Source organism: Peteryoungia desertarenae (genome assembly GCF_005860795.2).
GTDB lineage: Bacteria > Pseudomonadota > Alphaproteobacteria > Rhizobiales > Rhizobiaceae > Allorhizobium > Allorhizobium desertarenae.
In genome coordinates, this window is sequence record NZ_CP058350.1 from 2,066,825 (window position 1) to 2,090,793 (window position 23,969).

The following is a 23,969-nucleotide window of genomic DNA, read 5'->3' on the forward strand; positions in this document are numbered from 1 at the left end:
ATCGCTCTCCCACCCTTGAGTTTCGCTGCGTCCCCTGCCAGTGTCTGCGCCCGTTCAGTCACCGGAGCCGTCATGCTGTCGCTTGTCCGCAAAACCCCGATCCTTGGCGCATTGATGGCGCAGGTCGTTGCCATGCCGCTGGTGGCGGCGGTAACGGCGCTTCTTTCGGGCATGGTCGACCAGACCCCGCTGATTGCCTTCGCCCTGTTCCTGCAAGGGGCAATCGCTGCCGTGATCTGCCGGCTCTTCGGCCTTGCCAGCTGGTGGCTGCTGATTGCCTTTCTCTTTCCGCTCGCCATGGCCGGCACCATGTTTGTCGGCAATCTGCCCGCCTGGCCCTTCGGCATCGCCTTTCTGCTGCTGGCCTTCGTCTTTTCCAACACCACGCGCGGTCGCGTGCCGCTCTATCTCACCAATGCGGCCACCGAACAGACGCTCGCCGATCTCGTGCGTGAGCGTGGTGCACGGCATTTCATCGATCTCGGCTCGGGCCTTGGCGGTGTCGTGCGCAAGGTCGCCGAACGCGTGGAAGGGGTGGAGGCGCTGGGCGTCGAAACCGCACCCGGTCCTTTTCTCGTCTCCTGGCTGAAATCGCGGCTCTCCGGCCATGGCGAAATCCGCCGGCAGAACCTGTTCCTGACGGATCTGTCGAAGGCCGATGTCGTCTATGCCTTTCTTTCGCCCACCCCCATGCCCGCCCTTTACGAACGCGCCCGCGCCATGATGAAGCCCGGCAGCCTCTTCGTCTCCAACAGCTTCGCGGTCCCGGACGTTACCCCGAGCGAAATCTGGGAACTCGACGACCGCCGCAAGACCCGGCTCTATCTCTATGAAATGGGGGAGGGCAGTTCCCCCACATCTGCGAAATCGGAGGTTTAGCCCTCGAAGTCGTAGTCATCTTCGATGGCCACGGACGGCGGTTTTTCGCGCCCATGCCGGATCGTCAGAATTCGGATCTCCGTGTCCAGGATTTCATAGTCCACGAGATAGGCGCCCATCACGAAACACCGAAGGTTGGGAACGGGAAGCTCGTGATCTGCTTTGCCCAGATGGCTGAACCGGGCCAAGTTGCCCCGCATGGTTTTCAACGAGGCCTGAAAGTCCCGAGCGGCCCCGGCATTGACCGAAACTAGATAGCGGGCCTCGCGCTTGATATAGTCCGCCGCGACAAGCGAAACCGTGACCTTCATGCAGCACTGTCTCGAACGATCAGGTCGACCGCCTTGATCACATCGTCGAGATCTTCACCTTCGCCATTTTCCATGGCCTGCCGGGCGGCAGCGATTTCCAGGATCTCCTTGCCCTCGGTCGCCAGATAGCTCTTCAGCGCACGGACAAAGACCCAGCTGCGACTGCGATCACAAATGGCGGCAATCGCCTCGATATCGGAAAGCATATCCTTGGGCAGGCGCATGGTGATCGGATCTGACAGCTGACGATCTGACACGATTTTTTCCTCTATTTGTAATACAGAGAGGATAAATCATGAACCGGGATCGGTCAAACCACCCGAGCCCGGCCACGCCACCACCGCCCCTCAGTTCGTCGCACCCGTTACTTTCGGTTCGGTCGGATCAATCGTCCCGCGCACCACGGTCTCCCCCACGCTGGTCAGCCCCGGCGCCTCGGTCAGCCGGGCGGCAATGTCGCGGATCAGGCGGGTCGATTGCGACGACAGCGAGCGCGGTCGGGCGACCTGTGGCGTGCTGCCATCCTCGGCCGGCCGGGCATTGGCCATTTCGCTGAGCGCCTTCGGATCCGGCAGGGGATTGTCGACGCCGGGGATCGGCTTCAGGTCGATGCCCTGATGGGCATAGTCCATCAGCTTCTTGAAGGTCATCGCCGGCAGCGAGCCGCCCGTCATGTTGTTGGTCGAGGTATAGTCGTCATTGCCGAACCAGACGGCGGTCGTGTAATTGCCGGTATAGCCGACGAACCAGGCATCGCGGTAGGCCTGTGTCGTGCCCGTCTTGCCGGCGGTCAGGATGCCGCCATCAAGGGCCGCGCGCCGCGCCGTGCCCGAATAGGGAATGGTCGACATCATCTGGTTCATCGCGTGCGCGGCCTGCTCGGACAGGATGCGCGCCGGTTCCGGCTCGTCGCGCTCCACGTCATAGAGAACTTCGCCGGCATAATTGGTGATCTGCGCAATGCCATGGCGACGGCTGGCAAGCCCGCCGGCCGGCAGCACCGCATAGGCGGTTGCCTGATCCATCACCGTCAGTTCCGCCGTGCCAAGCGGGATCGTCACATCCTTCTTGATCGGCGTTTCAACGCCCATGGCTTTCGTCATCTGAATGATCGCGTCGATGCCGAGCTTGTCCTTGGCGAGCCGCACCGGGATCGTGTTGATCGATCTTGCCAGCGCCACCGTCATCGTCATGCGCCCGGCATAGCTGCGGCCATAATTCTGCGGGCTCCAGTTGCCCCAGGAAACGGGCGCATCGACCACGATCGTATCGGGCGTGTAGCCGTTTTCCATCGCCAGCGCATAGGTATACATCTTGAAGGACGAACCCGGCTGGCGCAGCGCCCGTGTTGCCCGGTTGAACTGGCTTTCGCCATAGTCGCGACCGCCGACCATGGCGCGCACGGCCCCACCGTTCTCGATCATCACCAGCGCGCCCTGCCGCACCCGGTAGCTTTCGCCATATTCGCGCAGCGAAGCCGCAACGGCCTCCTCCGCCACCTGCTGCAGGCCGGGATCGATCGTTGTGCGCACAACCAGCGTATGATCCTTCAGCCGCGCGCCGATCCGCTGAACCTCTTCAAAGGCCCAGTCGAGGAAATAGTCCGGCGCATCCTTTTCGCCCCGGTCGACGACGGAGGCCGGATTGCGCCGCGCGGCCACCACCTGGCCTTCGGTCATCAACCCGCTCTGCACCATATTGGTCAGAACGTCATTGGCGCGCGCACGCGCCGCCGGCAGGTTGACATGCGGCGCATATTTCGCCGGCGCCTTGAACAGGCCGGCCAGCATGGCGGCTTCCGCCAGCGTGACTTCGGTGATGTTCTTGCCGAAATAGAATTGCGAGGCCGCCGCCGCCCCGAAGGTGCCGCCACCCATATAGGCGCGGTCGAGATAGAGCGACAGGATTTCCTTCTTCGACAGATTGGCCTCGAGCCAGAGCGCCAGGAAGGCTTCCTTGATCTTGCGCTCGATCGAGCGTTCATTGGTCAGGAAGAGGTTCTTCGCCAGCTGCTGGGTCAGCGTCGAGCCGCCCTGGACCACTTCGCCCGCCTTGGCATTCTCGCTCATGGCGCGCGCAAGGCCGATGAAGTCGATGCCGAAATGCTCGAAGAAGCGCCGGTCCTCGGTGGCCAGAACCGCCTTGACCAGATGATCGGGCAGCTCGTCCACCGGCACGGAATTTTCATGAATGATGCCGCGATGGCCGATCGGATTGCCGTAGCGGTCGAGAAAGGTCACGGCAAAATTGTCGTGGTTGCGCCAGTCCTTCGCCGTCTCTTCGAGCGCCGGCTGGGCCAGCATCAACAGAACCACGGCCCCCGCCGTACCCAGCGTTGCCGCCTCGCTGGAGAGCTCGACAAGGAGCTTCTTGAAGCCACGCACGCGAAACCGCCTGGAAAAGATGGTAATCTCTTCCCACATCTCGACCAGACGATAGCCGGCATTCCAGAGCGAGGAATCGATCCAGCTGTCGATCTGCAGGAAGATATGGCGCTTCAGCCGGGGCTTCTTTTCGGGTTCTGGCTTTATGTCCTCGGTCACGTTCATGCTGTCCAGAGATGGAGCTGCGGGAAATGACTTGACGCGCTGGTCTGAAAGGGCGAGGACCGCGACGCGACAAGGCTATGCAGGCGATGCTGATAAATGATCCATTTGCCGCAAAAGAACAAGAAAAAACCATGCGGCGGCGAGGCAATGGCGAAGACGAAAATGCAGAAATTCTGTGCCGGAACAGGCTGATGAGCGATTTACCCTATTGGAAGAAAAAGACGTTCGCCGAAATGTCGCTCACCGAATGGGAAGCGCTCTGCGACGGCTGCGGCCTCTGTTGTCTCAACAAGCTGGAGGACTGGGACACCGGCGAGGTGGTTTTCACTTCCGTTGCCTGCCGCCTGCTCGACGGACAAACCTGCCGCTGCAGGGATTATGACAACCGCCGGGCCACCGTCCCCGACTGCATCCAGCTGACGCCAGACCAGGTGGAGCGGATTGCCTGGTTGCCGCCGACCTGCGGCTACCGGCTGATTCATGAAGGCCGCGACCTCTACTGGTGGCATCCGCTCGTCTCCGGTGACCCCGACACGGTCCACGAGGCCGGCATCTCGGCCAAGGACCGCACGGTCTCGGAAGAAAACGTCGCCGTCGAGGATTTCGAGGACTACGTCGTCGACTGGCCGATCCGGATCGAGGGAGAGCGGGGGTAGGGAAAGAAAGGCCCAAAAACTCAGTTATCCCTGCTTTCGCGAATGCTGCGCGCCTGCCTGGCAATGGATCTCAGCTCCAGCCAAAGGCCAAAGATGGCTACCGGTATGCCCACTCCAAACAGAAGGATCATGACTAAAGTGTCCCTGTCCCTCTCGGTGGGGTTCGTGACTCCATTGAGCAGGGTCATAGTGGGAAGCAAGAAATACAAGAAAATGCGAAAGGCCGCACCGGCATCAATCGCCCGAATCCAATCCCGAAGTGATGTTTCTCTTCGTTTCATAGTCGAAAATCAGGCCTTCCGTGATTGCGAGTGCTGACTGCGAACAGTGGCGTGGCATCTTTGCCCCACGGATCTCGGCCAACCTCACCCGATCCCCATGAATACCGCAAGGCTGCGCGTCACCTGCAGCATGGTCGCCTCGTCCAGTTGGCCGATTAGCCTGCCGACCTTGTCGCGCCTGATCGACATGATCTTGTCCACCATGATCTGAGAAGGCAGGGTCAGGCCGTTGAGTGGCGTGGGGGAAACAGAAATCCGCAACAGGCTGGCTTCAATCACCGTGCTGGTCATCAGCAACACTGTGACGGTTCCGGTGTCTTGAAAACTGTCGCTCTGGATGATCAGGGCTGGGCGCGGCTTGCCGAAGTCGCCGGATATGGCAACAGTGACGATATCGCCGCGCTTTACCCATTATCCTCCGCGAGGTCCAGATCCGCCAGCGCGTCATCGAGAAGTTCGTGAAGTCCCGGGTCCCTCCGGTCAGCCTCGGCTGTCAGCCTCGCCTGGCGCGCGCATTCCTCGGCAAAGCCGGGACGCCGTGTGTCGGGCAGCCAGATCTGGACAGGGCGCAACCCTTGCGCCCTGAGGCTTTCACGTCTCTTCTGTACGCGATGTCCCACAGGGGTCGCCATCGCACGCCTCCTTATCGCCTAAGACGTTACATGTAACACATACCGGCCATGTTGCCAACCGGATGCATCCAACCCTCACTCCACCTTCTGCATCGACCAAAGCGTCCGCACATCGCTCCCCGTCGCGGGGCCGCCGAGCATGGGGCCGGGGACGGTGCCGGGGCCGAAGCCGGCCGCAGGGGGCGCGTTGGAAAGTGCATTGGCCGCCTCGCGGGCAAAGTCGAAGGCCAGCTTGTTGAGGCGAGGGGAGGCGCCGTATTCGGGCGCCTTGGGACCGCTCATGGAAACGGTGATCGAGCCGTCGTCGGTCTTGGTGATCGGCGCAATCTCCTGAAGCGGCTGGCCGGTCTGCACGTCATAGATGCGAAGCCCCGCCACCAGTTGCGGCGTGTCCGGCCGCCGTACCCCGTCGATCGTGACCTCCGCGCCGGTCAGCTGCTGCAGGCTGAGCCGGCTGCGGATGAAGACGGAATAGACGACGACCTCGGCCCGTGCCGGCCGCGTGCCCTTGAACAGTGGCGTCAGCTGGTCGCGCAGATGCGGGGTGATGTGGGCATTGATCGCCTGCTGCATTGCCGCCTGCCGGGCCTGTTGATTGGTCAGGCCGAGCCGTGTTCCAAGCCCATCGATGGCCGAAGACGAAACCGACCGGTTGATGTCGCCCTCAAGATCGGACACCAGCAGCGGCTGGTTCAGCTGCGAATAATCGACCGTGATCTCGGCGAGCGAATACTGGGCGAGGGAGCTTGAGCCCTGCGGCGCGGATGGCGCCTGGCAGGCCGCAAGCAGGGATAGCAGGGCGGCGGCAAGGGTGTAGCGGACAGCCTGAAAAAACGGACGATCGCTGAAAAAGCAGGGCATGAAAATCATGGAAAACCCTCGCCGGAAAGAATGGGCGAAGAGTGAGGCCTGTCGCTGTCTCGGTCAAGCCGGCAACGAGGGGCGAGGCTGCTGGTCGATGCCTTCGGTTCCTGTTTTTGAAGCGCTGCCACCTCCCGATACAATCAGATCAAGCCCATATTGACAATCTAATTGTCAATATGGCATCTATAATGTCATGAGAAAAATCGAGCAGCTTTATCGACTGATCTGGTTGTCGCGTCCGCTGATGCAGGCGGCGGAGGCCTGTGTCGAGCGGGGGCTGGATGGCACGAGCTTGACGGTGAGAATGCGCGCCATCCTCGAAATCCTGTCCGCCCATGGCAGCGCGACCGTTCCGGATCTTGCCATGCGGCTTGAGATCAAGCGGCAATATGTCCAGCTGATGGTCAACGAAACGCTGGCCGAAGGCCTAACGGTTGCCCGGCCGAACCCGCGCCACAAGCGCTCCACGCTGATTGCCCTGACGCCGAAAGGGCAGGGCCTGATCGAAGAGGTCGTCGCCCGCGAGAAGCGGCTGCTCGAACAGATGGGCACTGACATGGACGAGAGAGATATCGTCACCGCGCTCAAACTCGTTGAAACACTGATCGGCAAGCTGAAGACCCATTCGGGAGAACAATTCAGATGACCGGCACGCTTTTGATCGTGGCAGGCCTTGCCGTCCTTGCCGGGCTCTTCTGGCTCGCCAATGGTGTGCGCCAGATCGGGGCCGTCAGCAGTGGTGTGCCGATCGGGCAGCGTTCCGGTACGGCCTTGCTCTTGATCGACCTTCAGGCGGTGTTCTGGGACGAAGGGCCCTATGCCGGCGCGGCCAAGGCCGATGCCAAAGCGGCGATCCTTGCCGAAGTGTCGGCAGCCAGGGCCGAGGCCATGCCCGTCATTGCGCTGCGCCAGGAGTGGTCCATTCCCTCGACCAGGCTCATCGCGCGCCTCCTGATGAAAGGCCAGGCGTTAAGCGGCACGCCGGGAACCGCGCTTGCGGCCCCCTTTGCCGGGCTCGCCGATCATGTCCTGGTCAAGAGGGTGCAGGATTCCTTCGAGACCGGCGAACTGGACGCGCTTTTGGAAAAGCTCGACATCGGCAGGCTCAGGATTGTCGGACTGGACATGAATTATTGCGTGGCCAAGACGGCACTTGCCGCTCGGCTGCGGGGCTATGCCGTGGAGATCGTTACCGCTGCGACCCTCGCGGCCAATCCGGCCGCCACGGCGCGCACCTGTGCAGCGCTCGCCGAACATGGTGTGGCGCTGCGATAGAATAGCCCGGGGTCTTGCTGCGGGTGGCCCGTTCTTGGTGCCAAACGAAGGCGCCCTCTCCACGAAATCACAGGCGCCCTGTCGCAAGTCCTTGGCGGAAAAGGATTTTCGGTTCGATACTTGTCGTTTTCCGCACCGGTTATACCACTCTCCCGAAGCGATGCAGGAGATGGTCGCGATGCTGATCTTGAAGACAGCAGCCCATGCGATACGGTCGCTTGAGGTATTGGCGCAGGAGCATGAGACATGAAGGCAGAAAAGACCACAAAGCCGAAGAAACCGACCGACTGGCGCAAGCGCTTCAGCGCCGCCAAGGAGCCGCATGTGGTCATGCTCTCCTCGCCCTTTGCCGGCGTGCCATCAGGCGCGATGATGCTGATTTCCTCGCCGGGCGAGATCGCGCGTTATGTCGCCGCGATCCCCGCAGGCGAAACCCGGACCATCGCGCGGTTGCGCAGCGACCTTGCCAGACGGGCCAAGGCGGATGCGATGTGCCCGGTCACCACGTCGATCTATCTGCGTGTCGTCGCCGAAGTGGCGCTCGACGAGCTGGAGGCGGGAAAGCCGATGGACGAGGTCGTGCCCTTCTGGCGCGTCATCGAGCCGAAGGACAAGCTCGCCGCCAAACTCTCCTGCGGGCCGGAACGCCTCGAACATTTGCGGGCGCTGGAGGCGGGAGGCTGATACCGCGCGCGTCCGTGCGCAACCGTCACCCCCAGAGCCCCGGCTGCATCCAGGGGCCGGGCAGAACCAGCTGACCCTGAAGCGGCTCGCTGTCGCCATCGGGTCTCAGCCATTGCCAGGCTTCCGCATAGGCCTCCGGCAGGGGGTAGGGTGGGGTGATGCGGGCATGGGGGTGAAAACCGGAGCGGCTGTAATAGGCCGGATCACCCAGCACCAGCACCTCGGCCACGCCCGCATCTTTCAGGCAGGCAAGCCCCTCGGCAATCAGCGCCTTGCCGATGCCATGCCGCTGATGCTCGGGATTGACCGCAAGCGGCCCGAGCAGTGCGACCGTCTCTAAAGCACCCTCCAGTGTTCCATGGGTGAAGAGGACATGCCCCACCAGCGCCTCGCCCGAAATCGCCGAAAGCGACAAGACGCCGGCCTTTTCCTCAAGCAGCGCCTCAACCAGCGGCAAAAGATCTTCGTCAGGAAAGGCCGCGGCATAAAGCGCCGGGATCTGTGCCGTGTCCGTGGGGTCTGTCTTGCGCAGGGTGAAGGCGGCCATGGTTTCCTCCCCGAAAATGCCATGCATTTGACTAGGACGCGGCCGGCTTTGAGGCAAGTGGTGGGGGGCGGTCCGCAGCGCGTGCTTCTTGTTGTTGTCATGCAAATGAAGTACAGTTTTGGCAGGAGGCCACGATGACCAACAGCTTAGTCCAGACCCGGATCGATCCTGAAATCCGCGACCGCGCTGCCGAAGTGCTGGAGCGCATGGGCCTGACCGTATCCGATGCCGTGCGCATCCTTCTGACCCGCACCGCCCGCGAAGGCGCACTTCCGATCGAACTCCTGGCCGATCCTGAAGTGCACGACGCCTGGTTTCGCCAGAAAGTGCGCGAGGCGCTGGAGGATGACCGGGAAGACCTCGGTGAAGACGAGGTGAAGGCGCTCTTTGCCGAGCGCAGGGCGAGGGTGCGTTCGAAAACCGGTACAGAGCCTTGAAACTCACCTGGTCGGCTTAGGCGGTCAGCGATCGCATGCAGATCTTCGGCTATATTGAAGCCGATAACCCAAAAGCAGCCTTGCAGATGGATGAGCGGATCGAAGAGGCCGCCGCACAACTGCTGCATTTTCCGGAAAGTGGGCGGTCGGGTCGTGTCCAAGGAACGCGCGAGCTTGTTGTCAGCGGCACCAGCTACATTATCGCCGATCAGCTTGATGGTGATCGCCTGCGAATCCTGAGGGGTTTGCACTCCTCCCGTCTCTGGCCAGACGACCTTTGAAAGAAACCTCCAAAAATCTCACCCCACCCCTTGACCCTCCCATGATGGGAAGGTCCATGTAAGGGGGCAGAGGTGATGATATGAATATGCAAAACATGAAGAAGACGGCCGGATCAGAGGTCGGTGCCATCCGTCTGCAGATCCCGGTGGAGGGCATGACCTGTGCATCCTGCGTGCGCCGGGTGGAAAAGGCGGCGGGTGCTGTCGAGGGTGTCTCGGAGAGTGCGGTCAATTTCGCCACCGAGACGCTGTCGGTCACGGTCGGTCCCGGTTTTTCAGGCGCAAAGCTGAAAAAGGCGATCGAGGATGCCGGCTATGAGCCGCGCCTTGAGACGCTGGTGCTGGAGGTCGAGGACATGACCTGCGCTTCTTGCGTGCTCAGGGTGGAAAAGGCGCTGAAAAGCGTGCCCGCCGTTGAGGAGGCAAGCGTCAATCTGGCGACCGGCGAGGCGCTGGTGAAACTGCTCGGCGGACAGGACATGCTGCCGGAGATCAAGGCTGCGGTGGAGAAGGCCGGCTATGCGGTGCGGCTTGCCGGTGTTGGCGGGGCCGGGGCTGGCGCGGCAAATGCGGCCCACAAGGCAAGCGACGGCGAGAGCACCAGAGGCGCTGGCGAGACGCAAGTGGAGGACGACAGTCGCGAGGCGCGGCGTGCGCGCGAGATCGACGGGCTGAAGCGCAATGTGCTGGTGGCCGGGCTGTTGACCCTGCCGCTTTTCGTGATGGAAATGGGCGCGCATCTTTACCCGCCGCTGCACCATGTGCTGATGGGGATCTTTCCCGGCAATACGCTCTATCTCACCCAATTCGTACTGGCGACACTGGTGCTGGCCGGTCCCGGAAGACGCTTTTATCTCAAGGGCTTCCCGGCACTCTTTCGCCTGGCACCCGACATGAATTCGCTGGTCGCGATCGGCACGTCTGCGGCCTATCTCTATTCGGTCGTGACCACCTTCCTGCCCGCCATCCTGCCGTCCGAAGCGCGCTTCGTCTATTATGAGGCGGCAACGGTTATCGTCACGCTGATCCTGATCGGCAGGCTTCTGGAAGCCCGCGCCAAGGGACGCACGGGGGCGGCAATCCGCAAGCTCGCCGGTCTTCAGGCGAAGACCGCACGGGTGGAGCGCGATGGCAAGACACTGGATCTGGGCCTGTCGGAGGTGGTGCTGGGCGATGTCGTCGTGGTCCGTCCGGGCGAGCGCATTCCGGTCGATGGCCGGGTGATCGACGGGGCAAGTGCCGTTGACGAGGCGATGATTTCGGGCGAGCCGATCCCGGTCGAAAAGGGGCCGGGGGCAACCGTCATCGGCGGCACGGTGAACGGGTCGGGAAGCTTCCGTTTCGAGGCGACCGGCATCGGCGCCGACATGATGCTCTCGCGCATCATTCGCATGGTGCAGGAGGCGCAAGGGGCAAAGCTGCCGATCCAGAAACTGGTGGATCAGGTGACGGCCTTCTTCGTTCCGGCTGTCATTAGCATCGCGGTCCTGACCTTCATCGCCTGGTTCCTGATTGGCCCCGAACCCGCCTATACCTATGGGCTGGTGGCCGCCGTTGCCGTGCTGATCATCGCCTGCCCCTGCGCCATGGGGCTCGCCACGCCGACCTCGATCATGGTCGGCACGGGTCGCGCTGCCGAACTTGGCGTGCTCTTCCGCAAGGGCGAGGCGCTGCAGACGCTGTCGACCATCGACACGGTGGTCATGGACAAGACCGGCACGATCACCAAGGGACGGCCGGAAGTGACCGAGATCGTCCTCTCGCAAGGCTTTGAAAGGGCAGAGCTTCTGGCGCTGACGGCAAGCCTTGAGGCGCGCTCCGAACACCCGCTGGCCGATGCCATCGTCCGCGCGGCGGAGGCCGAAGGGCTCAAGCTTTCAAAGGTAAGCGAGGTCGAGGCCGTGACCGGCTTTGGCGTGACCGGCATCGTCGATGGCCGGCGCGTGGCAGCAGGGGCCGACCGCTATATGGTGAAGCTCGGCGTGATGGCGGCAGATGCCACCGACAATGCGCTGAAGGACGCCATGGCAAGGTTCGCCGACGAAGGGGCAAGCCCGCTTTATGTGGCGGTCGATGGCAGGTTGGCAGCGGCAATTGCGGTCGCCGACCCGCTGAAGGAAACGAGCGTGGCGGCCATCGCAGCACTGAAAGGCCTGGGGTTGAAGGTCGTGATGGTGACCGGTGACAACCAGCGCACAGCAAAGGCGATTGCTAGAAGGGCGGGCATCGATGATGTCGAGGCCGAGGTATTGCCGGAAGGAAAGGTCAATGTCATCAAGGCGTTGCAGGAGAAGGGCGCGAAGCTCGCCTTTATCGGCGACGGCATCAATGATGCACCGGCTCTCGCCTCTGCCGATGCCGGGATTGCGATCGGCACCGGCACGGATGTGGCGATTGAAAGCGCCGATGTCGTGCTGGTCGGCGGCGATCTGACCGGTGCGCTGCACGCGATCGAACTGTCACGCCAGGTGATGCGCAATATCCGCGAAAACCTGTTCTGGGCCTTCGGCTATAATGTGGCGCTGATCCCGGTCGCAGCCGGCGCGCTCTACCCCGCCTTCGGCTGGATGCTCTCGCCCATGCTGGGAGCTGCCGCCATGGGGCTTTCGAGCGTCTTTGTGCTGTCGAATGCCTTGAGATTGAAGCGGGCGCGGGTTTTTTCTTCTCCCCTTGAGGGAGAAGAAGCGAAATCGAGGGCTTAGCCGAAGGCTAAACCTCAGATTTCGCAGATGAGGGGAACGTCGCGGAATGCTCCCCCTCACTTGGAATTTCTAGCACTTAGCCAGAGGCTAAGATGCTGAAATTCCATTCTCCCCCTCCAGGGGGGAGAAAAGGACACGTCCGTCCTCCCCCGCAAGGGGGGAGGGACGTTGAAGCAGGGAACGAAACCATGGCGATGAACATAGGCGAGGCGTCTTTGGCCTCGGGCGTATCGGCCAAGATGATCCGATACTATGAGGAGATCGGGCTGATTGCGCCGGCGGGGCGGACCGCGGCGAATTACCGGGTCTATGATGCCGATAGCGTCAACCAGCTGCGCTTTGTCCGGCGGGCGCGAAGCCTCGGCTTTTCGCTGGAGGAGACGGAGCGGCTGTTGAAGCTCTGGGGCGACAAGGCGCGGGCGAGCGCGGAGGTGAAGGCGCTGGCAGTCAGCCACATCGAGGATCTCGACCGCAAGATTGCCGAGATGCAGGCCATGCGCGACACGCTGGCCGAGCTTGCCGACAATTGCCACGGCGACAACCGCCCGCATTGCCCGATCCTGGCCGATCTGGCGGGGCGTGACGGGGCCGCAAAGGCTTCGAAAAAAGCGAGCAGAAACTAAAGGCTTGGGTGCGGCAGAACCGCTTATCTCACGCTTGCCCGGAAAACCGCTTGACCTTCCCATGGTGGCAAGGTGCACAAGCAAGGGGAACCCGACGGAAAGGACAAAGACATGGCAGACACACAGATATTCAAGGTCGAGGACATGAGCTGCGGTCATTGCGAAAAGGCAATCACCAAGGCGCTGGCAGAGGCCATGCCCGGCGCGCCGGTGACCATCGATCTTGCCGCGCGCAAGGTTGAAGTGACGGGCGACCGCGCCAAGGCAGAAGCCGCCATTCGCGAGGCAGGCTATACGCCCGAAGCAGCCTGACAAGGGCGCGGGCCGTCGTCCTGTCGAGCCCCGGGGCGGAGGACGAGACGGGCTGACCCGCGCGAACCGGGATTGACAGGCGGCGGGCAGGACCTCACTGTCCGTCCTGCGCCTTCGCCCCAAGAGGCTTGGCCCAAAAATACCCCAGATATTGAGGGAATATTAGCGTTCAAATTAGCGAAAAATTTGTAAGCATGGCACCATAATTGCATCACGGGACGCCCGTTGCGTCTTGCGGATGGGTAGACATGAGCAGAGTGCCGAAATCGATCACAAAAGGGCGGCTGGACTGGCTTCTTCGGATGCCGCCTCAACTGGAACAGGCCTTCGAACGCGACTTTGGCAAAAGCCGCGTGCTGCATCTGCGCCAGGTCATCATCGTCGGCCTGATCGTCTACAACATCTACAACCTGACCAGCCTCCATCTGATGGCGGATATCCAGCCTTTCACGGTGGCGATGCGGCTTCTGGTTCTGACGCCGGGAGCCTTGCTGATTTTCTATCTGGTGCCGCGCGTTCCGGCATTCTGGCGCGAATTCATGCTGCTGCCGGGCATGCTTCTCGGCACGCTGCTGCCGCTTTATCTGCTCTACAGCTCGAACTCGCCCTATGCCGCCTATACGGTGGGAGAGCTGCCGCTGGTGCTGCTCTTCGGCAATATGCTGCTGGTCATGCGCTTCCGCTATGCCCTGGTGATGACCACGATCACCTGTCTCGTGGCGCTCTGGGTGATCTACAACAAGCCGGGATTTGACCCCAACCTCCTGTTTCCCATGACGGTTCAGATCATCACCGGCCTGTTCTTCACGCTTTATGGCAACTGGCACATGGAGCGCCACCGCTGCCGGCACTATCTCGCGCAATATGACGCCCAGACCCGCGCCGACCGGGCCGAGCGGATCGGCGACGAAATGCGCGACCTCTCCTTCATCGACACGCTGACCGGCATTCCGAACCGCCGCCAGATCGACGAGCAGCTCTCCGGCGGGATCGGGCGCGACGGCGCAGGTCTGTTGATGATGGTCGATATCGACCACTTCAAGGTCTATAACGACCGGCTGGGGCATCTGGCCGGCGACGACTGCCTGCGCCGTGTGGCCTCTGCGCTCCAGCATTTCGCCGTCGCCCATGGCGGCTTTGCCGGTCGCTACGGCGGCGAGGAATTCATTCTGCTGTTCCCGCTGGACAGCGCTATCCGCGCCGAATTTCTGGCCAACGGCCTTGTCCGCGCCGTGGAAAACCTGAAGATCCCCCATCCCGGCCAACCCACCGGCGCCCTCTGCGTCACCGTCTCCGTCGGTTATGCCCTGACCGCGACCGGCGAAAGCGCCGAAACCCTGATCGCCCGCGCCGATCAGGCGCTTTATGCCGCCAAGCGGCTGGGCCGCAACCAGGCCATGGCGGCTTGAGGGAGGGCTTTTCTCTCCCCTGGAGGGAGAGAAGCATCGGCGAGATACATAAACAAAGCACATTTGAGAGGCTGGTCACGCGCTAGCAAATGGCGCGCAAGCTCCTGTTGAAGTGCAGGAAAAAGACTCGACTCTAAATAAGCGACAGCCCAATCTAGTGGTGCAACCCCGTGGCGACCCAAGGCTATGCCAGCCCTGGACCTCAAGACGGGTCACTTGCGTCCCGTGCACGGATTGGAATGGAGTCTCTCAAACAGACCAACCGGACCAACGACCGTGGGCACACGGGGCCACTTGCGGTGTGCGTACGATGCCTAGAGTGGGCCGATACACCAGCGAACGACGGCTTATTCGTAACGCTGGCATGACTCACGAAACCTTTTGGTTCCGTGGCCACGGGCCGAGGGCTTTCCAATGAAACCCAAGGTCACCGTTGAAGTGAAAGTGAACGTTGCGCTCTGCCTATTTGGCATCGCGGCCATTCTCGGGATCTTCTTTTAAACGGGGGCGTCGGGACTCGTCCCGACGCTTTTCTTGTTTCGGTTCAGGCGGGGTCTTCAGCATCTTAGCCTTTGACTAGGTGCTAGAAACTTCCAGCGAGGGTGAAGTCTCGCCCGCCTCACGGTCCCCCTCACCAACAAAATCTGAAGTTTAGCCCTGATCGGGCTAAGCTCTCGATTTCGCTTCTTCTCCCTCCAAGGGAGAAGAAAGGTTGCAGTGGATAGGAAAATAATCCTTGACACCGTGACGGTCATCGGATAAGGTTTTGGCATGATCGGAAAGCTGTGGCGGTGAGGCCCGGCGGGGATCGGGGAAGGTTTTGAGAAGGTCCGCTTGGCGGGCCTTTTTGCGTTTCGGGAGGCGGGCATGCGGGATGAGGGGCTGGATACGATGCCAGGCGAGGGGCCTGAAGTGGCACCGGAGCTGAAGGCATTGGGGGGGCCCGAGGCGGAATTTGCCCGGCTGCTGGAGGATTATACGCTGGAAATGCGCGCCCAGTTCGACCTGTTTCGCAGGCTGCGCGAAAGTGCGGAAGGCCTGCTCGACGGGGCGGATGAGGCGCTGGCCAAGGCGGCGCGCGCCGATATCAAGGCCGCGACCGATGCGATCGCGCTGATTATTCGCACGCTCGAAAAGATCGACCAGCTGTCGCGCCAGCTCGCCCGCGACCGGGCAGACGCCGAGGAACGGCAGCTTGCCGACAGTGACCCCGACCGGCTGCGCCGCAGCGTTGTCGCGCTGATCGAGGCGCAGGTGGAAGCCCGGCTGGAGGAGCGCGTCGAGGCGGCACTGGCTGCACGACTGGAGGGTTTGCCGGTGGGGCAGTCGGGGCAGGGGCCGTGAGGGGGTATGTTGTGCTTGCGGCACCCCCTCTGGCCTGCCGGCCATCTCCCCCACAAGGGGGGAGAGCGACCAGCCCGCCGGCGCATCGCCCTTCGTCGAGGGTTCATGAGTGAAGGCCTATGCGGCGCTCCAGTCTCCCCTTATGGGGAGATGTCACGCAGTGACAGAGAGGGCAAGGCGCGGCCTTTTCTCTCCCTTGGAGGGAGAGAATGGAATTTCAGCATCTTAGCCTTTGGCTAAGTGCTAGAAATTCCAAGCGAGGGGGAGTCTCGCCCACCTGACCGTGCCCCTCACCAACAAAATCTGAAGTTTAGCCCTGATCGGGCTAAGCCTTCTCTTCGCCTTCGCGCGGCGTCGCGGTCAGGCCTCCGTTCGCTGAAATCGATTCACAGGATCGATTTCTGGCCTCTGGCCAACGCTCCGAAGCCTCTCCCTCAAGGGGAGAGGGAAGGTTCCCGCCAACGGAGAAGAAAGGTCGACATCGGCCCCCAAAGGAACAATCGATGACGCAAAAATCACTGGGGCGATTGGAGCGGGAGAGGGTGGCGCGCGGGATGGCGAGGCTGGAGGGGATCGACAGGGGGGTGAAAACGGAAGGGCAGACAATCTTTCAGGGGCGGACGGAAGGGCTGGTGGTCCTGAAGGGCGTGATGGACGTTTGTCACGAAGCAACAAGGTGGATGGCCGGGCTATTGCCGGATCTGGATGCTGCGACACTGGCCCCCGAAATTTCATCGCTCACTCCCGGCGAACTCGCCTTTCTCGCCCGCGACTGGCAGCTTCTGGCGCGGCCCGAACAATTGGCGCCGGAGGGCGACTGGACGAGCTGGCTGATCCTTGGCGGGCGGGGCTCGGGCAAGACGCGGGCCGGGGCCGAATGGCTGCAGGCGCAAGTGATGGCGGCGGGCAAGCGGACGGATCTGCGCATTGCGCTGGTGGCCGAAACGCTCGGCGATGCCCGCGAGGTGATGATCGACGGGGTTTCGGGGCTGACCCGGATTGCAAGGCGCATGCGGCCCGAGGTGGAAATCTCGCGGCGGCGGATCGTCTGGCCGAATGGCGCGATTGCCCAGATCTTCTCCTCCGAAGATCCCGAAAGCCTGCGCGGGCCGCAATTTCATCTCGCCTGGTGCGACGAGCTGGCCAAATGGAAACATGCCGACGAGACCTATGACATGCTGCAATTTGCCCTGCGGCTGGGGGAAAACCCGCGTCAGGTGGTGACGACGACGCCGCGCCCGATCCCGCTTCTGAAGCGGTTGATGGCGGATGAGACGACGAGGCTCACGCGCATGGCGACGAAACGCAATGCGGCGCATCTGGCACCGGGTTTCCTGAGCGCGCTGACCGGCCGCTATGGCGGAACACGGCTCGGGCGGCAGGAGCTGGATGGCGAGCTGATCGAGGATCGGCCCGACGCCCTGTGGAAACGGGCGCGGCTGGACGAGATCGTGGTGAAGCTTTCCGAACCGCTGCGGCGCATCGTCGTGGCGGTCGACCCGCCGGCGGGCGGCACAAGCGCCTGCTGCGGCATTGTCGTGGCCGGGCTGAAGGAGAACGGCCAGGCGGTGGTGCTGGCGGATTGCTCGGTGGAGGGCGCTGGCCCGGCAGGCTGGGCCCGCGCGGTGGTCGCCGCCTTCCGTCGCTTCGAGGCTGACCGGGTGGTGGCGGAGGTGAACCAGGGCGGCGACATGGTGCGCGCCGTGCTGGAGGGGATCGAGGCAAAGCTGCCGCTGACGACGGTGCGCGCCACGCGCGGCAAGTTCCTGCGCGCCGAACCGGTGGCAGCCCTTTACGAGCAGGGCCGCGTGACCCATGCGGGGCGATTTGCAGCACTCGAAGACCAGATGTGCGACTTCGGGCCCGACGGATTGTCGAGCGGCCGCTCGCCCGACCGGCTGGATGCGCTGGTCTGGGCGCTCACCGCGCTGATGCTGGAGGGCGCGGGCGAGCCGCGGATCAGGGGGGTGTGAGGGGGGGATGGATCGGCGTCCCCCTCGTCTGCGAAATCGGAGGCCAAGTCCCCCTCACTTGGAATTTCTAGCACTTAGCCAAAGGCTAAGATGCTGAAATTCCATTCTCTCCCTCCAGGGGAGAGAAAAGGTCGCCGCAGCTTTGGCCTTTCTTCTCCTCTTGAGGGAGACTTCAGAGCGGTGGCCGAAGGCCAGAAATCGATCCAGTGAATCGATTTCAGCGAAAGAAGGCCTGAGCGCGACGCCGCGCGAAGGCTGCGAACGGCTTAGCTGAAGGCCAAACCTCAGATTTCGCAGATGAGGGGGAGCTCTTCACGTCAGACAGCGCAAGCGAGCGCGCATCGAAAGATCCAGCTAGGCCCGTCCTTCCAGCACCTCCACAATGTGGCAGGCAACGGCATCGGGGCTTTGATAGACTTCCTGGTTCCAGAAGCGCAGGACACGGTAGCCAAGCGAGACAAGATAACGGTCGCGGCTGAGGTCAGCCTCGTCTCCGGCATGCTGGAAGCCATCGAGTTCGACAATCAGGCGGCGATCGTGACAGACAAAATCCGCAATATAGGGACCGATCGGCACCTGCCGACGGAACTTGAAGCCATTGAGGCAGCGATTGCGCAGGTAAGACCAGAGGATCGCCTCGGCGTCGGTTGCGTCCTGCCGCATGGCGCGTGCGCGTCTTCTTGCGAGCGGTGGAAACTGTCGTGCCATGATCTGCCCCTCGTTCGCTCATGATGTTCATGCGAGACGGATGACGCTATCCTCCATTCCGAGGGGAATTGGTTTTAGCCACAGGGTCGTGCGCCGCCTTTCTTCTCCCCTCGAGGGAGAAGAAGCGAAATCGAGGGCTTAGCCGAAGGCTAAACCTCAGATTTCGCAGATGAGGGGTCATCGCGGAATGCTCCCCCTCACTTGGAATTTCTAGCACTTAGCCCAAGGCTAAGATGCTGAAATTCGCATTCTCTCCCTCACGGGGAGAGAAAAGGACACGCGCCGCCTCTCCCTCAAGGGGAGAAGGAAAACCACCGCCAAACGAAAACCGGCGCCCGAAGGCGCCGGCTTGAAACTGCGGATCGTCCCGATGATTTACTTGGCAGAGGGCTGGGCGGCGGACTGGCGCATCTGGCGCCATTCGTTTTCCAGGCGTTCCAGCACATGGGCCGGAATGGTCTGCTGCGCGGTTTCGGGCTTGCCCGCATGGGTAGTGGTCTGCTGCATCTTCATCCTCCTCACGTTGGAGATGTGCGCCTCAACGTCCTTGATGGCGCCTAGGTTCCACAGTGTTAAATATTTGTAAATATGGGCGGGAAGTGCTTCAAACGATTGAATTTTCTTCAATCGATTTAAGATGACAGTTTTCTGGCGGCATCGTTAACGGGCAGACGAAACCACTGTCGTTTCTGCCGTGCAGCATGCCCTGTCCTTTCCATTGAGGGTAGAAACATGACGGAATTTGTCATTGGCCGCGCGCGGTTTTTTCCGTGATGCGGGCGGAGATCTGTGGCGGGCGGCTGAGCCGGGCGCAGGTGAAGGGCACCGAGTCGATCCTCGATGGCTTTTGTCGCGAGGGCTGGAGCGATCCGCGCTGGCTCGCTTATATGCTGGCCACGACCCATCACGAGACGGCAGCGACCATGCAGCCGGTGCGCGAAACGCTGGCGCTGAGCGACGAAGAGGCGGTGGAGCGGCTGGAACGGGCATGGCGCAGCGGTCGGTTGCCGACGGTGAAGACGCCCTATTGGCGCTTCGACGGCGAGGGGAAGACCTGGCTCGGGCGCGGCTTTGTCCAGCTGACCCACAAGGGGAATTACGAGCGCATGAGCCGGGTGACCGGGATCGACCTCGTGGCCGCACCCGAGAGGGCGATGGAGCTCGCGGTCGCGACACGGATCCTGCTCACCGGCATGCGCGAGGGAAGTTTTACCGGTCGCAAGCTCGCCGACCATTTCGACGGAAGCCGGGCCGACTGGCGCGGCGCGCGCCGCATCATCAACGGGCTCGACCGGGCCGACAGCATTGCCGAGACGGCCCGGACCTTCGACCGGGCGATCCGGGCGGGGCTTCAGGACCTGTGAACGACCGATGCAACATTGAGGCAAAGCGCGGGCGATGCTATCGGCTTTTGCTTTGCAACATGCCGGAAGGCCTTCAAGCTCAAGGACAGACCATGATCCGCCACATCGTTTTCTTCACCGTCAGGCCGGAGAACCTCGACGCGGTGCGCGACGGGCTGTCGATCCTGACCGGCATACCCCATGCCAGCCGCCTGGAAATCGGCACCAATCTGCGCCGCGACCGCTTCGACCAGGGGATTGACCTGATCGTCTATGGCGAATTCGAGGATGAGACGGCACTGGCGGCCTATCACGCGCATCCGCTCTATGAGGAGAGCATCAGACGGGTGAAGCCGCTGCGCGAGGAGCGCTATGCGGCGGATTATCGGGTGGAGGAGGCGGTTGGTCTGGGGGCTTAGCGACTTTGTCGTTTTTTCACGAGAAGATAAACGGCAACGACAGCCGACAGAGCGAGCAGGAAAAGGCCTGCCTGATTGAAGAATCCGCTCGTGGCGGTGATGTCCATCATGGCGCTTCCTCCATATCCGCCAGAAATGCTCGCCCCCATAAGTGTAAGATAATACCGAATGAGAAGAAACCCAAGATCGCAAGCGGGCTGAGTGTGCCGGGATCCGTCAGGATCGCGTTGATCGTTGGCGTCAAAACGCCGATCGCGACCATGGTCGTTCCACAGGTGTTGAGGAAATTGGCCGTCAGTTTCTGGGTTTCGTTGCGGATCAGGATCTTCAGGCTTTCGGTTTGTTCGAGCTCGCCCATGACATGCCTCTTTCGCAAAACACCGTGACGCAAGAATACGGGAAAAACAGGCATATGCAACCTTAAGGCGCGTTTAGGGTCATTCCCGCAGAAGCGCGGTTTCGTTGAGACTCGAGCAGCGCTCCCCGAAACACACTCCCAAGGAAACATCCCCATGAAACTCCCTTTCCGTCTGCCCTGGGCGCATGCCCGGGATCGAACCTCTGCGGTGCAAGAAAAGGCGCTGCATCCGCGACCCGGCACGGCGCTGGCGCTGATTGCGGGCGAGGGCGAGGCGCGCTGGACGGGGCGCTCCTATGCGGCGCTGGCCCGCGAGGGCTTTATGAAAAACCCGGTGGCGCATCGCTGTGTGCGGCTGGTCTCGGAAGCGGCGGCGAGCATCGGCTTTCTCGCCTATCGCGGCACGCGGGAAGAGGAGGGCCATCCGGCGCTCACGCTCCTCTCAAGGCCGAACCGGGCGATGACGGGGGCGGATTTTCTCGAAGGGCTCTATGGGCATCTGATGCTGTCGGGCAATGGCTTTGTCGAGGCGATCACGGCTGGATCAGGGAGTAAGGTGGAGCTGCATCTTCTCAGGCCCGACCGGGTGAGCGTCGTGGCGGGGCCGGACGGCTGGCCCTCCGGTTATGACTACCGCGCAGGGAGCCGGGTGCGGCGGATTGCAGAAGATGGCCTGCTGCATCTGAAGCTCTTTCATCCGCTGGACGATCACTTGGGCTTTGCGCCGCTTGCGGCAGCGCAGGTGGCGCTCGACCTGCACAATGCGGCGGGGCGCTGGAACAAGGCGTTGCTCGACAATTCGGCAAGGCCCTCCGGCGCGCTGGTCTACCAGCCGAAGGAGGGCGGCAATCTGACCAGCGACCAGTATCGCCGGCTGCGCGAGGAACTGGACGAGGGCTATTCCGGACCGATGCGGGCCGGTCGCCCGCTTTTGCTCGAAGGCGGGCTCGACTGGAAGTCGATGGGGCTTTCGCCAAAGGACATGGATTTTGTCGAGGCGAAGAACGGGGCAGCGCGCGATATCGCACTTGCCTTCGGTGTGCCGCCGATGCTGCTCGGCATTCCCGGCGACAACACCTATGCCAATTACCAGGAGGCCAACCGCGCCTTCTACCGGCTGACCGTGCTGCCGCTGGTGACGCGGACGGGAGCGGCCCTTTCGCGGTTTCTCGGCGACGTGACGGGAGAGCCCCTGCGGCTGGTGCCGGATCTCGACACGGTGGCGGGGCTTTCCGCCGAGCGGGATGCGCTCTGGGCAAGGGTGGGGGCGGCGGCGTTTCTGAGCGATGAGGAGAAGAGGGAGGCCGTGGGGTATTGAGAGCTCTTTCCCTCTCCCCGTGCGGGAGAGCGCGCCACTGTTCCCGCTGCGTCTCTCCGCGATCGTGTTGTTCGTATTCCCCGGCATCCCACGGATGCCGGCCACAGAAGACCCTGCTAGAAGTGGCGCTTCACCTATACCGATAAGCGCCCATGGAGATCCAGCCCCACACGCCCCCCGGCGCCTCCCTCATCCCCGCCTGGCTGCCACCCGATGTGGAGGCCGCACTCATGGCCTTTCTAGACGCCGGCCTCTGGAGCGGGGAGCTGAAGCGGCGGGTGCAGCATTTTGGTTATCGCTATGACTACCGCGCCAGGATCGCCTCCCGCGAGAGCCGGATCGGGCCGCTGCCGGGCGTGCTGGAGCAACTGGCGCGACGGCTGGCGGAAGAAGGCCTGTTTGGCGCGGTGCCGGATCAGGTGATTGCCAATGAATATTGGCCGGGGCAGGGGATCAGCGCCCATGTGGATTGCCAGCCGTGTTTCGGGCCGGTGATCGCATCCGTCAGTCTGCTCTCGGCCTGCCAGATGGTGTTTCGCCATCAGGGCGATGGCGAGATGCGGGCGGTTGTCCTGCCGCCGCGCTCCGTCCTCGTGCTGGGAGGTCCGGCCCGCCATGACTGGACCCATGAAATCCCGGCGCGCTTGAGCGATGTCATCGACAGTCGGCGCGTGGCGCGAGAGCGTCGGGTGTCACTCACCTTTCGCAGCATGCGGTTCTGACCCTGCGGCAGGGGACCGCCGGAACAATCCTTGTCACTTCAAGCAGCGCTTCAGCGCGGCGAAGTCCGGTCTGAGCTTTCCCGCATAAGCAATTCATTAACCATAAGAATTCGGGTCCGCACTCAAGCGGCGCCGATGCGAACTCCTTTCGTCTTGAGCAGGATTGTCAGCCCATGACCGAGTTTTCTCCCGATGGCGGCGTGTTGAGCGCGCGCCTGATCGGTGCTGTCGCGGGTTCCGCGATTTCGCTGGTCTATCTCCTGCCCAAGGGTCGCCGCGAGGCGGCGGTCCGGTTTCTGACCGGGGTCACCTGCGGGATGATCTTTGGCGGGCCGATGGGTGTCTGGTGCGCCCGGCAACTGGCGCTGGAAGAGAGCCTGACTTCGGCGGAAATCATGCTGGCCGGGGCGACGCTTGCCTCCTTTCTGGCCTGGTGGGGGCTGGGGCTGCTGGTGCGGCTGACGGCGAGGAACAGGCTGGATGGCTCTCCACCCTCCCCTTGAGGGGGAGGGTCGGAGCGAAGCTCCGGGGTGGGGTGTTGGGTCCGCACTCTCACCCATGGTTCACCGCCAGTTTCGCAGACAGGTTCACCCCCACCCGCCGCTTTGCGGCGACCTCCTCCCTCAAGGGTGAGGTGGGTGGACGACTGCCCCTCATCCGGCGCTACGGGCCACCTTCTCCCCGCCGGGGAGGAGAGGAAGAGGCACACAGGGGTGAGCGGAATTTCAAACATCATGAGGAGAGATCCGATGCGGGATCAGATCGGGGCCGGCAGGCCGCGCTTCAAATATGCCGGGCTGACGCTGAAGGGCGTGACCGGCGACGGGACGTTTTCCGGCTATGCGAGCCTGTTTGGCGAGGTGGATCTCGGGCGCGACGTGATCGAGCCGGGGGCATTCTCCGCTTCGCTTGCCGTGCGCGGGGCGGGCGGCGTGCGCATGCTCTACCAGCATGACCCGATGGAGGTGATCGGGCGCTGGACGGCGCTTCGCGAGGACAGCCGCGGGCTCTATGTCGAGGGGCAGCTGGCGACCGATGTGCTGCGCGCCCGCGAGGTGCATGCGCTGATGAAATCCGGCGCGCTGGATGGGCTCTCCATCGGTTTTCGCGCGCTGAAAAGCCGGGGCGACCGCAAGAGCGGCGTGCGCCGGATCATCGAGGCGGATCTCTGGGAGATCTCGGTCGTCACCTTTCCCATGCTGCCGACCGCCAGGGTTTCGAATGTCAAGCATCAGCGGTTTTTCCGCGACCGTGAAACCGAACTCGTCCGGCTGATGCGCCGGGCGGCAAGAACCATGACCAGCAGTCATTTTTCGAAAGGATGACCCCATGCAAGAGCAGG

At 62.5% G+C, this 23,969-nt stretch carries 29 protein-coding genes; 19 read left to right on the forward strand and 10 right to left on the reverse strand.

The features are described 5' to 3' along the window. The first annotated feature begins 72 nt into the window (after positions 1-72). The gene (locus FE840_RS09990; RefSeq protein WP_138288400.1) at positions 73-879 is read left to right on the forward strand and encodes a class I SAM-dependent methyltransferase; all 807 of its coding nucleotides are present in this window, start codon (positions 73-75) and stop codon (positions 877-879) included. Here FE840_RS09990 and FE840_RS09995 read toward each other — a convergent pair. From FE840_RS09995 to FE840_RS10005, 3 genes are all read right to left on the reverse strand, one after another. After that, positions 876-1,190 (reverse strand): type II toxin-antitoxin system RelE/ParE family toxin, encoded by a 315-nt coding sequence (locus FE840_RS09995; RefSeq protein ID WP_138288232.1) that lies wholly within the window; start codon positions 1,188-1,190, stop codon positions 876-878. The genes FE840_RS09990 and FE840_RS09995 overlap by 4 nt on opposite strands. Next, the gene (locus FE840_RS10000) at positions 1,187-1,414 is read right to left on the reverse strand and encodes a CopG family ribbon-helix-helix protein (protein WP_138288399.1); all 228 of its coding nucleotides are present in this window, start codon (positions 1,412-1,414) and stop codon (positions 1,187-1,189) included. The genes FE840_RS09995 and FE840_RS10000 overlap by 4 nt, the downstream gene beginning before the upstream one ends. Before the next feature lie 123 nt (positions 1,415-1,537). Beyond that, positions 1,538-3,739 (reverse strand): transglycosylase domain-containing protein, encoded by a 2,202-nt coding sequence (locus tag FE840_RS10005; RefSeq protein WP_138288231.1) that lies wholly within the window; start codon positions 3,737-3,739, stop codon positions 1,538-1,540. Between the two features lie 191 nt (positions 3,740-3,930). Between FE840_RS10005 and FE840_RS10010 the strand changes: the two genes are divergently transcribed. Then, a complete protein-coding gene (locus FE840_RS10010; RefSeq protein WP_138288398.1) occupies positions 3,931-4,395 on the forward strand; it encodes a YcgN family cysteine cluster protein in 465 nt (154 codons plus the stop codon). A 365-nt stretch (positions 4,396-4,760) separates the two neighbouring features. Here the strand turns inward: FE840_RS10010 and FE840_RS10015 are convergent, their stop codons facing one another. From FE840_RS10015 to FE840_RS10025, 3 genes are all read right to left on the reverse strand, one after another. Next, positions 4,761-5,069: a type II toxin-antitoxin system PemK/MazF family toxin gene (locus tag FE840_RS10015; RefSeq protein WP_138288230.1), complete on the reverse strand. Its 309-nt coding sequence runs from the start codon at positions 5,067-5,069 to the stop codon at positions 4,761-4,763. Between the two features lie 11 nt (positions 5,070-5,080). Continuing rightward, positions 5,081-5,308 (reverse strand): antitoxin MazE family protein, encoded by a 228-nt coding sequence (locus tag FE840_RS10020; RefSeq protein WP_138288229.1) that lies wholly within the window; start codon positions 5,306-5,308, stop codon positions 5,081-5,083. A 75-nt stretch (positions 5,309-5,383) separates the two neighbouring features. After that, positions 5,384-6,178 carry a hypothetical protein gene (locus FE840_RS10025; protein ID WP_138288228.1) on the reverse strand — a complete coding sequence of 265 codons (795 nt, stop codon included), beginning with the start codon at positions 6,176-6,178 and terminating at the stop codon, positions 5,384-5,386. Positions 6,179-6,365: 187 nt separating this feature from the next. On the opposite strand from FE840_RS10025, the gene FE840_RS10030 reads away from it, so the two are divergent. From FE840_RS10030 to FE840_RS10040, 3 genes are all read left to right on the forward strand, one after another. Then, entirely contained in the window at positions 6,366-6,818 is a 453-nt protein-coding gene (locus tag FE840_RS10030) for a MarR family winged helix-turn-helix transcriptional regulator (protein ID WP_138288227.1), read from the forward strand. Beyond that, the gene (locus tag FE840_RS10035) at positions 6,815-7,447 is read left to right on the forward strand and encodes a cysteine hydrolase family protein (RefSeq protein ID WP_138288226.1); all 633 of its coding nucleotides are present in this window, start codon (positions 6,815-6,817) and stop codon (positions 7,445-7,447) included. Before FE840_RS10030 ends, FE840_RS10035 begins: the two co-directional genes overlap by 4 nt. A gap of 246 nt (positions 7,448-7,693) precedes the next feature. Continuing rightward, positions 7,694-8,131, forward strand: coding sequence for an MGMT family protein (locus FE840_RS10040; protein WP_138288225.1), 438 nt, complete (start codon positions 7,694-7,696; stop codon positions 8,129-8,131). A 25-nt stretch (positions 8,132-8,156) separates the two neighbouring features. Here FE840_RS10040 and FE840_RS10045 read toward each other — a convergent pair whose 3' ends face one another. Continuing rightward, the gene (locus FE840_RS10045; RefSeq protein WP_138288224.1) at positions 8,157-8,678 is read right to left on the reverse strand and encodes a GNAT family N-acetyltransferase; all 522 of its coding nucleotides are present in this window, start codon (positions 8,676-8,678) and stop codon (positions 8,157-8,159) included. 134 nt (positions 8,679-8,812) lie between these two features. Here FE840_RS10045 and FE840_RS10050 point away from each other — a divergent pair, with 134 nt between their 5' ends. The 8 genes from FE840_RS10050 to FE840_RS10085 all read left to right on the forward strand — a co-directional run bounded on the left by FE840_RS10050 (position 8,813) and on the right by FE840_RS10085 (position 17,759). After that, complete coding sequence (locus tag FE840_RS10050; protein ID WP_138288223.1) at positions 8,813-9,115, forward strand: type II toxin-antitoxin system RelB/DinJ family antitoxin; 303 nt, start codon at positions 8,813-8,815, stop codon at positions 9,113-9,115. Between the two features lie 35 nt (positions 9,116-9,150). Then, positions 9,151-9,396 carry a type II toxin-antitoxin system RelE/ParE family toxin gene (locus tag FE840_RS10055; protein ID WP_246318747.1) on the forward strand — a complete coding sequence of 82 codons (246 nt, stop codon included), beginning with the start codon at positions 9,151-9,153 and terminating at the stop codon, positions 9,394-9,396. Positions 9,397-9,482: 86 nt separating this feature from the next. Beyond that, positions 9,483-12,098 carry a heavy metal translocating P-type ATPase gene (locus FE840_RS10060; RefSeq protein ID WP_246318906.1) on the forward strand — a complete coding sequence of 872 codons (2,616 nt, stop codon included), beginning with the start codon at positions 9,483-9,485 and terminating at the stop codon, positions 12,096-12,098. A 194-nt stretch (positions 12,099-12,292) separates the two neighbouring features. Then, positions 12,293-12,721 (forward strand): Cu(I)-responsive transcriptional regulator, encoded by a 429-nt coding sequence (gene cueR / locus FE840_RS10065; RefSeq protein ID WP_138288397.1) that lies wholly within the window; start codon positions 12,293-12,295, stop codon positions 12,719-12,721. 111 nt (positions 12,722-12,832) lie between these two features. After that, positions 12,833-13,033: a heavy-metal-associated domain-containing protein gene (locus FE840_RS10070; RefSeq protein ID WP_138288221.1), complete on the forward strand. Its 201-nt coding sequence runs from the start codon at positions 12,833-12,835 to the stop codon at positions 13,031-13,033. A gap of 248 nt (positions 13,034-13,281) precedes the next feature. Next, positions 13,282-14,442, forward strand: coding sequence for a GGDEF domain-containing protein (locus FE840_RS10075; protein WP_138288220.1), 1,161 nt, complete (start codon positions 13,282-13,284; stop codon positions 14,440-14,442). Positions 14,443-15,309: 867 nt separating this feature from the next. Then, the gene (locus tag FE840_RS10080) at positions 15,310-15,786 is read left to right on the forward strand and encodes a hypothetical protein (protein WP_138288219.1); all 477 of its coding nucleotides are present in this window, start codon (positions 15,310-15,312) and stop codon (positions 15,784-15,786) included. A 680-nt stretch (positions 15,787-16,466) separates the two neighbouring features. Then, positions 16,467-17,759 carry a DNA-packaging protein gene (locus tag FE840_RS10085; RefSeq protein WP_171033755.1) on the forward strand — a complete coding sequence of 431 codons (1,293 nt, stop codon included), beginning with the start codon at positions 16,467-16,469 and terminating at the stop codon, positions 17,757-17,759. Between the two features lie 354 nt (positions 17,760-18,113). On the opposite strand, the gene FE840_RS10090 is transcribed toward FE840_RS10085, so the two are convergent. Together FE840_RS10090 and FE840_RS21050 are read right to left on the reverse strand one after the other, a co-directional pair. Continuing rightward, positions 18,114-18,467 (reverse strand): endonuclease domain-containing protein, encoded by a 354-nt coding sequence (locus tag FE840_RS10090; protein ID WP_138288218.1) that lies wholly within the window; start codon positions 18,465-18,467, stop codon positions 18,114-18,116. A gap of 375 nt (positions 18,468-18,842) precedes the next feature. Next, positions 18,843-18,974 carry a hypothetical protein gene (locus FE840_RS21050; RefSeq protein ID WP_281366482.1) on the reverse strand — a complete coding sequence of 44 codons (132 nt, stop codon included), beginning with the start codon at positions 18,972-18,974 and terminating at the stop codon, positions 18,843-18,845. 266 nt (positions 18,975-19,240) lie between these two features. Between FE840_RS21050 and FE840_RS10095 the strand changes: the two genes are divergently transcribed. Beyond that, positions 19,241-19,831 (forward strand): hypothetical protein, encoded by a 591-nt coding sequence (locus tag FE840_RS10095; protein WP_179028204.1) that lies wholly within the window; start codon positions 19,241-19,243, stop codon positions 19,829-19,831. 92 nt (positions 19,832-19,923) lie between these two features. Continuing rightward, positions 19,924-20,229: a Dabb family protein gene (locus FE840_RS10100; RefSeq protein WP_138288216.1), complete on the forward strand. Its 306-nt coding sequence runs from the start codon at positions 19,924-19,926 to the stop codon at positions 20,227-20,229. A gap of 106 nt (positions 20,230-20,335) precedes the next feature. Here the strand turns inward: FE840_RS10100 and FE840_RS10105 are convergent, their stop codons facing one another. Continuing rightward, on the reverse strand, positions 20,336-20,587 hold the full coding sequence (locus tag FE840_RS10105; protein ID WP_138288215.1) for a hypothetical protein: 252 nt from the start codon (positions 20,585-20,587) through the stop codon (positions 20,336-20,338). A gap of 154 nt (positions 20,588-20,741) precedes the next feature. On the opposite strand from FE840_RS10105, the gene FE840_RS10110 reads away from it, so the two are divergent. The 4 genes from FE840_RS10110 to FE840_RS10125 all read left to right on the forward strand — a co-directional run bounded on the left by FE840_RS10110 (position 20,742) and on the right by FE840_RS10125 (position 23,952). Then, on the forward strand, positions 20,742-21,905 hold the full coding sequence (locus tag FE840_RS10110; protein WP_138288214.1) for a phage portal protein: 1,164 nt from the start codon (positions 20,742-20,744) through the stop codon (positions 21,903-21,905). Positions 21,906-22,135: 230 nt separating this feature from the next. Next, the gene (locus FE840_RS10115) at positions 22,136-22,627 is read left to right on the forward strand and encodes an alpha-ketoglutarate-dependent dioxygenase AlkB (protein ID WP_246318748.1); all 492 of its coding nucleotides are present in this window, start codon (positions 22,136-22,138) and stop codon (positions 22,625-22,627) included. A gap of 173 nt (positions 22,628-22,800) precedes the next feature. Beyond that, on the forward strand, positions 22,801-23,130 hold the full coding sequence (locus FE840_RS10120) for a DUF6107 family protein (protein WP_138288212.1): 330 nt from the start codon (positions 22,801-22,803) through the stop codon (positions 23,128-23,130). Positions 23,131-23,376: 246 nt separating this feature from the next. Continuing rightward, positions 23,377-23,952: an HK97 family phage prohead protease gene (locus tag FE840_RS10125; protein ID WP_138288211.1), complete on the forward strand. Its 576-nt coding sequence runs from the start codon at positions 23,377-23,379 to the stop codon at positions 23,950-23,952. The last annotated feature ends 17 nt before the right edge of the window (positions 23,953-23,969 follow it).